5 protein-coding genes and 1 pseudogene are annotated in these 8,367 nt (G+C 61.5%); all 6 read left to right on the top strand.

Features of this window, described 5'->3' with window-relative positions; genetic code table 11:
• Window positions 1–438 precede the first annotated feature (438 nt).
• Complete coding sequence (locus OSB52_RS24305; protein WP_266063890.1) at window positions 439–795, top strand: hypothetical protein; 357 nt, start codon at window positions 439–441, stop codon at window positions 793–795.
• 245 nt (window positions 796–1,040) lie between these two features.
• Complete coding sequence (locus OSB52_RS24310; protein WP_266063891.1) at window positions 1,041–3,080, top strand: WD40 repeat domain-containing protein; 2,040 nt, start codon at window positions 1,041–1,043, stop codon at window positions 3,078–3,080.
• Window positions 3,077–3,310 (top strand): annotated as a pseudogene (locus OSB52_RS25210) (toll/interleukin-1 receptor domain-containing protein); the annotation flags it as partial. The gene OSB52_RS24310 and the pseudogene OSB52_RS25210, both read left to right, overlap by 4 nt.
• Before the next feature lie 351 nt (window positions 3,311–3,661).
• Window positions 3,662–5,227: a WD40 repeat domain-containing protein gene (locus OSB52_RS24315; protein WP_266063892.1), complete on the top strand. Its 1,566-nt coding sequence runs from the start codon at window positions 3,662–3,664 to the stop codon at window positions 5,225–5,227.
• Complete coding sequence (locus OSB52_RS24320) at window positions 5,227–8,040, top strand: toll/interleukin-1 receptor domain-containing protein (protein WP_266063894.1); 2,814 nt, start codon at window positions 5,227–5,229, stop codon at window positions 8,038–8,040. The genes OSB52_RS24315 and OSB52_RS24320 overlap by 1 nt, the downstream gene beginning before the upstream one ends.
• The coding region (locus OSB52_RS24325) for a hypothetical protein (protein ID WP_266063895.1) at window positions 8,028–8,367 on the top strand (340 nt) is incomplete at its 3' end. The genes OSB52_RS24320 and OSB52_RS24325, both read left to right, overlap by 13 nt.

Here is an 8,367-nt window from a genome sequence, read left to right on the forward strand (position 1 = left end):
CAGTGCTACTCGAGGCTCGCGAACCAATACCGACGGAAGAGATCCTCGATTTCGACGTGGGGACCGCCGCCTGTGCAATCGTGCGAACATCGCTCGACGGTGCACAAAGGGAGGTTGATTCGGAGCACGGGCGGCATTCTCGAGTTTGGTCGATTTCGCAGCTGGGACGTTCTCGGGCGATGCGGGCGAGTTGATCAGCGAAGGCTCAGAGCTCGCACCGACGGAGATGACCAGCCGGACCGATACACGCCGATCATGATGTTCTGTCGGTGCGATTGAAACGGCACTTCTCTTCAGGCACGACCGTTGCTCGACCGATCGGACGACCTGATTGCTCCGTTCGTACGAACGGAGCAATCATCGCGCGACGGCCCGAGTCTTCAGCTTAGGATCGACTTGCCCGTTGTCTGTTTAACCGCACAAGGCAGGTTCCGCTACGTGACATCCGATTACGAGATGGCCGCTGTCGACCGGGTCCGGTTCAGCTTGGAAGCGCTCGTCCTCGGACGCAGCCCGAATCCCAGGCTCGGCCCTCTCGGCGACCAGTATGTGGTCGGCCGATCCGCCGCCGGGGCGCTCCACGGCCATCAAGCAGGTGCTGTCTACCACAGGCGATCGACCGGCACCGTGATGACCGCAGGAATGTGCCCTGCCGGAATACGCCAGCTCCAGTTGAGTTTCTTTGGGTCAACGACCAGCCAAGATGATCCGGTGAACATACATATCGCCATGCAGGGCGACTGCCCCTCGATATTGCTCAAACGCGACGGCAAGGTCCGTCGGATTCCGATGTGATGCAGCCCGGAACAGACAGAAGCGTTGCCAACCACACACTGGTGATCGGCAGCGACAACGAAATCGCAAATCTCGACGGTATCGTCGACATCCTCCGCGAACGTGGCGTCGACGCCGTCCGGATCACAGATATCGCGGATGTCCCAGCGCCGAGCGCGGCGATGATCGCTATCTCCCCCTCCCTCGTCGCCGATCGAAGACTACTTACGATATTGCGCGGATGGGCTGACACACGACTGATCCCAGTGCGTGTCGCGCCGATCGTCGATACCCGGCAAGTCCCACCGTTCCTCGCGGATTTGAACTGGATCCTGTGGGACTCCACCGACGTCGGCGCACGCAACGCGTCACTTCTCAACGCCCTGCAGTTCGATCTGGGTCGCTACCGCAACACCGAGGGGCTCGAGGCACAGGCCGCAGCCTGGGTAGCAGCCGACCGCGACCCCGACTACCTCGTCAGCGACCGCAAAGCGATCGCTCAAGCAGCCTCTGACAACGCGGCGGGTGAACCAAGCGCACAGCTTGTCGAGTACATAGCGGCGTCCGCGCGTGCGACCCGGCGGGAATGGTGGAAGCGCAACGGCCGTTGGGCCTTTCGCGCTGTTGCTTTGATCGGAGTGATCGCGATAGCGCTCACCGGTTGGCGTGCGGTGCAGAACCTGCGATCAGCGAACACACTGGCAGGCACCCTACTCAACGTCGATGACAACCCCGACCGCGCCGACCTACAGGCACTAAAGCTCGGCGGACTGATCGATCAGCAAGCGGCCAACGGCCGTGCAGTCCCCGACACGGCGCAGGGAGCGCTGCTCCAGGCGATGTCCCATCCCTGGGACCTCGGCGTTCTCGGTTACACCAAGACCGCCGCCATCAACGCGTTCATTCTGGGTAATGATCCGACAGTAGCCATCTCTGCCGATGGCGAAGGAACACTCGCCGAATGGAGTCTCGACACCGGCGCGATGACCTCACGCCGACAGATCAGCCAGAGTCCCCTGTACTTGGCCGACGCGACACCCAATGGCCGTTTCGCGGCGACCTTCGCCGCCGACAACACAATTGGCGTCACCGAACTCTCCAGCGGCACCACCATAACCGCATCTTCCAGTAAACCCGCAGGCCTGCAGATATCCCAATCCGGGAACACTGTAGCCATCTATGACGACAGCGGCTCCATAACGGTACTGACGCGGTCGGCGAATGCAAACGGCCTGGCGCCGCGCAAGGTCGGAACCTACGAAGAGGTCTTCGACATCCAGGGCGGTGCCGGAGAGGCGATTTGGGCGGTCGTGAAAGACAACGACGACTTGTTGGTGGTCAACGCGACGTCGAACGCTGTGGTGCACCGATCCGCACTATCTGGTGGTGCTGACGTGCGAGATGCCGCGATCTCACCGTCCGGAGAACTCCTCGCCCTCGTCGGCGACGATGGGCAGCTCTGGACTGCACCCGTCGGAGGCAGCTTCGCACCCACCGGGCTCCCCGCGTCCCGCACAGTCAAATCCTTGGCCATAGACGACCGTGGGCGCGTACTCATTTCATCTCCAGCAGCTGGGCCGCAGGTGACAGACCTCACGGCCGGTACAACCGCGCGCATCTGCGCGGCAGTCAGTGTTGTCGAGGTCTTCTCGGTGAGTAGCGATGGAACCCGGGTCGCCTGCCTGTCTCGCGGTGTCGGGATCATCTCCGACCTCACCGAAGTCACCACCACACCAAAGCCGACCAACCTTCAGGTGACGACGTCACGATCAGCAGCTCTCGGGTCATCGTCGATCAGGCTGGGTGATGACGGGATGATTCACCTTGTCCACAAATCGATTACGGCGGCAATGAACCCGACCTCGACATCCGTGGGCGCTCCGTGGGGCGCTTCATTGCCGTGGATACCGGGCACCATCTTCGGTGAGGGTACGCCCACAGTGGTCGCGATCAATGCCGACGGTTCCACCGTCGCCGTCGGCACCAGCGCGGGTGTCGTTACCGAGATCGATCTTTACCCAGAGGGTTTGATCGCCATCGCGGGGCGATGGCGTCCCGCGAACCGCGCGGTCACCGCCATCGGGTGGCACGGAGACAACGAGCTATGGATGGAGACCGGTACTGATGTGTGGTGGCGCGCACCGTCTTGTGCTGGCTGTGGTGTGTCCACACAGCGGCTCTTTCAACGGATTCGCGACCGGCAGTGGATGTGCTATCCGGCTGATACGCGCGACATTTTCACCGACCGCACTCGCTCGACGTTCGACCTTCACCCTTGCGCGGACCCAATCGAGGCCACCTCATGACTGGCCACATATTCATCTCTTACAGCCGGACCGACGGCGCCGGCCCGGCCCTTGCACTTGCTGACCGCCTCCGCGCGCGCGGAAGTGCCGTATGGATCGACCAGCGCAACATCCCGGTCACGGTGCCATGGATGGCCGAGATCACCACAGCGATCTGGGGGGCTGCCGCCTTCGTCGTGATCGACACACCTGCGTGGCGCTCGTCGGAGAACTGCCAAACCGAGACTCAGATCGCTCAGAGTTGCTCTGCCCCAGAATTCATGGTTCCACCAGGTAGTGATCTCGATAGGTTCACCGCGGAGTTGGTCACAATGATCCTGCATTTTCCGCCTGAGGAACGCACCCGCAGTGAGCTGTTCGAACGTGCAGATCGGTGGGCCCACCACGGTCGGCAGCAGCGAGTACTGGCTTCCGGCCGAACTCTCGCCAAGTATCGTGGGTTCACCCGCCGCCAAGCCACACGTATCCCCACCGAAGTATCGGCGTACCTCACTGCATCGGAGCGTCGCCAGCGACGCCGCAAAACGTGGCGACGTGCCGGATCTCTCGCTGCCGTCGTCCTCGTTCTGGGCGGGATTGCCGTGTTCAATGGGCTGCACGGTGCGCAACAGAATATCGACGACGCCACCCAGTCCTTCTCCGGAAAACAGAAGTACGAGGCGGCGTGGGAGACCAACCCCTATGTGCATCTTGATCTACTGTCACAATCTGATTCCTCTGGCACCATGGACCGAGCGCAGTTCAGTCGCGCGTTCGGCGTTCCACTGCCTGATGCGGTCACCGCCGAAGGCGCCGCCCCACAGCTGCAGCGCAACCTCGACGAGTCACGGCACCCGGGCACAGCGCCGGCGTCTGGGATGGTGGCCCAACTCGACAACAGCCGACGCACGATCACTGTGGAACGCGACGGAAAGCCATACCGGACCATCACTCTGAGCACGTCGACTCCAGCTATGGCATGGAGCCCGACACAAGAGTGGCTGTTGGTTGCCGACGGGCCCGACGTGGTGGCGCATGACGTGAACTACGGGAACGACACGCTTCGTCTTCGTGGCGGCAAAGGCAACCTCACCGCTTTGGCCGTAGACGATGATGGCGTGTCTGGGCTGACCGTCGGGGGTGAGATCATTCACTGGCCCACACCATTCGGGTCGCGGGTCGCCTCAAACCACAGCGTCTTCAGCGATGCCGTCGCGATCCCAGACACGGATCAGGCGCTTGTCCTGACAGACTCGGGAACGCTGGTCACCATGAGCCTTCCTGACAGCTCGGTAGCGCGCACACAAAAACTACCCGGTGCTGGCCCAGCCCTTTCCACCACGAACTTTGCGCTGTCAGCTGACGGAAATAACGCCGTCGTACCCTCGGTGGACATCACCAGCGGAGAGGCCACAGCCATACTCGTCTCACTGACCGACAGCGCCACACGAACCTTCGGCCTCCCGGGATGTGTACCGTTTGATTCTGCATGGGCCAGCCCCGAAATCGTCTATGTAGCATGCGGCAATGCCGGCGCTGGGCTTCTCAACATCACCAACGGCGGCTTCACGTTGACGCCGCTACCCTATTCGCTACGAGCCACAAGTGTCACCGGCACCGACTCACGGCTCTACGTGGGAACCAATATCGGGCTGGTCCTCCACATGGACCCTGCGTCGATGAGCTTGGTCTCCGACAGCGGGACCGGCTGCCCTCAGGACATGGAATCACTCATCGTGTCGCATGACGGCAACTACGTGTATCACGGCGGCGACGCCGCCGGTAACGCCGGCTGTGGAGCACGCGGAAACTTCACTAATCCTGCTGAGCCTCGATGGGATCGACTAGTGTATCCGTGGCAGACGATCGACCGCGCGGCGGCGACCGCATTGAGCGACGACGGAAAGTTCGTAGCTTTCGGGTTCGCCGACGGCACCATTCGCGTGTTCACCACCGACACGGGCGAGCCGATTGTCATCGTCCGGCCGGCCACGGGCAGTGTCCGCGGACTGGCGTTCAACTCGTCAGGTTCCCAGATACTGGCGGTGACGAACGACGGTACCGCCCTACAGATCGGGGTGGACGTGAAAGCCGCAGATCTCACCCATCAGAGACAGCGTGCGAACGAATTGCTCGCTCGGGCAGGAGAGTTAGGGCTGTACGGCTAATGAGCGTCGAGGAAGCAAGCTCAGTAGAACCGCAGGCCGCTAGCGTCCCGAAATACGATGCCTTCGTTTCGTACCGACGCAACCCTGATATCGAAATTGCCAAAGAGATACAGAGGGGTCTGCAGAAATGGGGCAAGCTGCGGCGGCGTGACCCCGAAGCACAGGTCTTTCGCGACGACACCGACCTGGTGACCGGCGAGGAATTGCCGCAGGCGATTATCGGCGCACTCCACTCGTCGCGGTTCCTGATCCTGCTCGCGAGTCCGGAATCCGCGGTATCGGCAAGTGTGGATTCAGAACTCGAAAAGTGGTTCACCCGCGGAGGCGTGGGCTCGGTTCTGGTGGTCCTGACGGGCGGTTCGTTGTCATGGGACGACGACCACCAGGTGACGCCCGACTCCACCGCGATCAACCCCAGGTTCCACCACCTGTTCCGGGGAAGTCCGCTCTGTATCGATGGCCGGTGGATGCGCGGCGTCGACAGTTCAAAGCTCGCGTCCGAGCCGCAGTTCAAGTCGGCAGTGCTCAGCCGGCTGATCGCACCGATCCGCGGTGTGAGCCAGCGAGAAGCCGACCTCGCTGACCTCGCGTCACGACGACGCACGCGATGGGTGTATGGCGCAGTGATCAGCGTCCTTTCGCTCCTCCTGGTCGTCGCGCTCGTCCTCGGCGTTCTGCAGGCTCGCGAAAGGATCAGGGCAGAGCAGAACCTCAACTCCGCGCTGTCACGATCCCTGGTCGCCCAAGCACGCGCACTCGGTGATCGCGACCCCGACCTGGCCGGACAACTCCTCGCGACCGCATCGCGCTACGATTACAGCGACCTCGTCAAAGCCGGGCTGCTCGAGAGCGCCCGACTTCCCACCGTGTTGCCGATTTCAGGTTTGCCCCGCGACGCACAGTTCAACGCAGACGGTTCGATGGTCGCCGTCGCCTCAGACGCGGGAACTGCCATCTACGATGTCGCTTTGGCCCGGCAGATCGGCATGGTGCCAAGCGTGTCCGGACCAACCCTGTCTGTGGCCATCAGTCCGGACGGCGAACTCGTAGCCACTGGCGGTCGTAATGGACATGTCCAGCTGATCCACCTTTCGCGCGATCACACTGTGGTCGACACGGTCGAGTCCCGACTCATCATTCCGCCAAACGGTTCATCGCTGAACAGCGACGCAATGATTGGTCAGATCTTCTTTGATCCCTCGGGCGCACGATTGGCTGCCAAGCATGACAACGGTCTCGCGGTTGCTGAACTGGCGGATACACTGCACGAGGCAAACCTCACAGCCCTCCGCAGTAACGGGTTGGGCACGTTCACCTTCAGCCGAAGCGGCCGCGTAGCAGTCGCCCGCGAGAGCACCACCACTGTTGCTGTCCTGACATGGTCTGGCGAGGGGCTTGCCCTCAGAGGGAGAATTCCCGCCGAGGACAGGGCCATAACCGTCAGCGACAGCGGCAAGAAGCTGCTGCTCACAACAGACAACACCGGAACCATTTGGGACATATCATCGCCCGAGCATCCACTCAAACAAGGTAGCTTTGTAGCGTCTGGGATCAGCGCGTCTTTCTCGCCCAATGACCGCACCTTGTTGGTCTCCCACTCCAGATTGGGGAGCAGTCAATTGTGGGACATCACCGATCCAACTCATCCAATCGGCGGCGATGCACTACCCGGGCGGGTGACGGGGGTATCGGAAAGTTCCTTCAATCCATCCGGGACTGCGGTGGCGACCTTCTCGGGTGGTTTCAGGCCATCCGGCGTAGACAATGCACCCGCCGGCAACGAGGTCGAGCGCAACGAGTACAGCGCGGTCCGTATCTGGCCAATCAGGGGCGCTCAGCGTGCTGGATTGTCCGGTGGGACTACGGTTCCAGGTAGGCAACCCCAAATCTCCGATGATGGCAAGCGACTTCTGACGGGTACCACCCCGCCGAAACTTACAGACCTGGGATCTGGCCAACAGATTTCACTCACACCGGCCGCCGCAAGTGAGGCCATATTTCTCGGGCCATCTGGAGATTTTATCCTCACAACGTCGGGAACGGGCGTCCTCGATCCGCATTCCAACTCGGTACGGGCTGCTACGGAAAACAGTGAGTGGCCAGTAGACAGCTCAGCACGAGTAGATCCCATCCCCGGGTCGAAAGATGTACTCGTGAGCTCGGAAGCACGTGCGGTGCGCTGGACCTACTCCGACACCGGCGCACCTTTTCGCGATCCGCACACCGTGGTATCGAAAGACATTGATTGCGCAAGTTTCTCACCATCGGGGAAGCGGTTGGCCATATGCACGGACGAAGGTGTCGAGATCATGGCTGCCGATGGAAAGCGCACCTATGGTGCGATCCCCACCTTGTCGCCCATACTCGCGTTCGTCGACGACACCACGTTCGTGGTAGGAGATGAGAATTCAGGTTCACTCACCGGCTACCGAATCTCCGACGCGGCGGTCCGGAAAACATGGACTCGATCCCGTCACCTATCAGGACTAACCGAAATACAGACGAGCTCGAGTCTTCTCGGCACAATGGACGAAAACGGCATCCTGACCCTGTGGACTTTACCCACGATGGTAGGGCCCACCGAGATCATGGCGATCGACACCACCCTGTCGAATCTGGGTCAGAGCTTCGACATCTCACCCTCGGGCGACTACCTTGCGATCTCCGACCGCGTCGATCAGACCTCGTATGTCATTCCACTCGATCCGGATCGGGTGCTCAATCAGATCTGTACGCGGACCCGACCGATCACGCAGTCCGAGTGGGACGAGTACCTTCCCGGCGAAGAAATGAGTGCACCATGCAGTCGTTGACCCGCGCTCCGCGTCTGCTGCTCGCAGCAGTGCTCGTCGGGCTGTTCGCCGTCTGTGCCTGCGGCTCCGCAGACCGGGCCGACCCCATCACCCCCACCACCGAGACCGACCTGCCCGAAGTCTCCGAGGTGTCCACGACAGCCGCAGTAGATTCAGCCGCGTCGACTGCGGCCGTGGACTTTCTAACACCGAAAGATGTAAAGGGCTGGTCCAGTGTTCCGATCACCGCAGCCTTTTGCGGTGTACCTGGAAGCGTTCAATTGTCGGATTTCGAAGCGACAACACAGTCCTCTTCCTGGGGGAAGGTTCATGTTTTCATGTTCGCCG

The sequence above is a fragment of the Gordonia aquimaris genome (genome assembly GCF_026262595.1).
Lineage (GTDB): Bacteria > Actinomycetota > Actinomycetes > Mycobacteriales > Mycobacteriaceae > Gordonia > Gordonia tangerina.

What these genes read in the sequence shown, in the direction of transcription:
- OSB52_RS24320 (WP_266063894.1), top strand. Translation starts at nt 5,227, where the DNA reads ATGAGCGTCGAGGAAGCAAGCTCAGTAGAACCGCAGGCCGCTAGCGTC.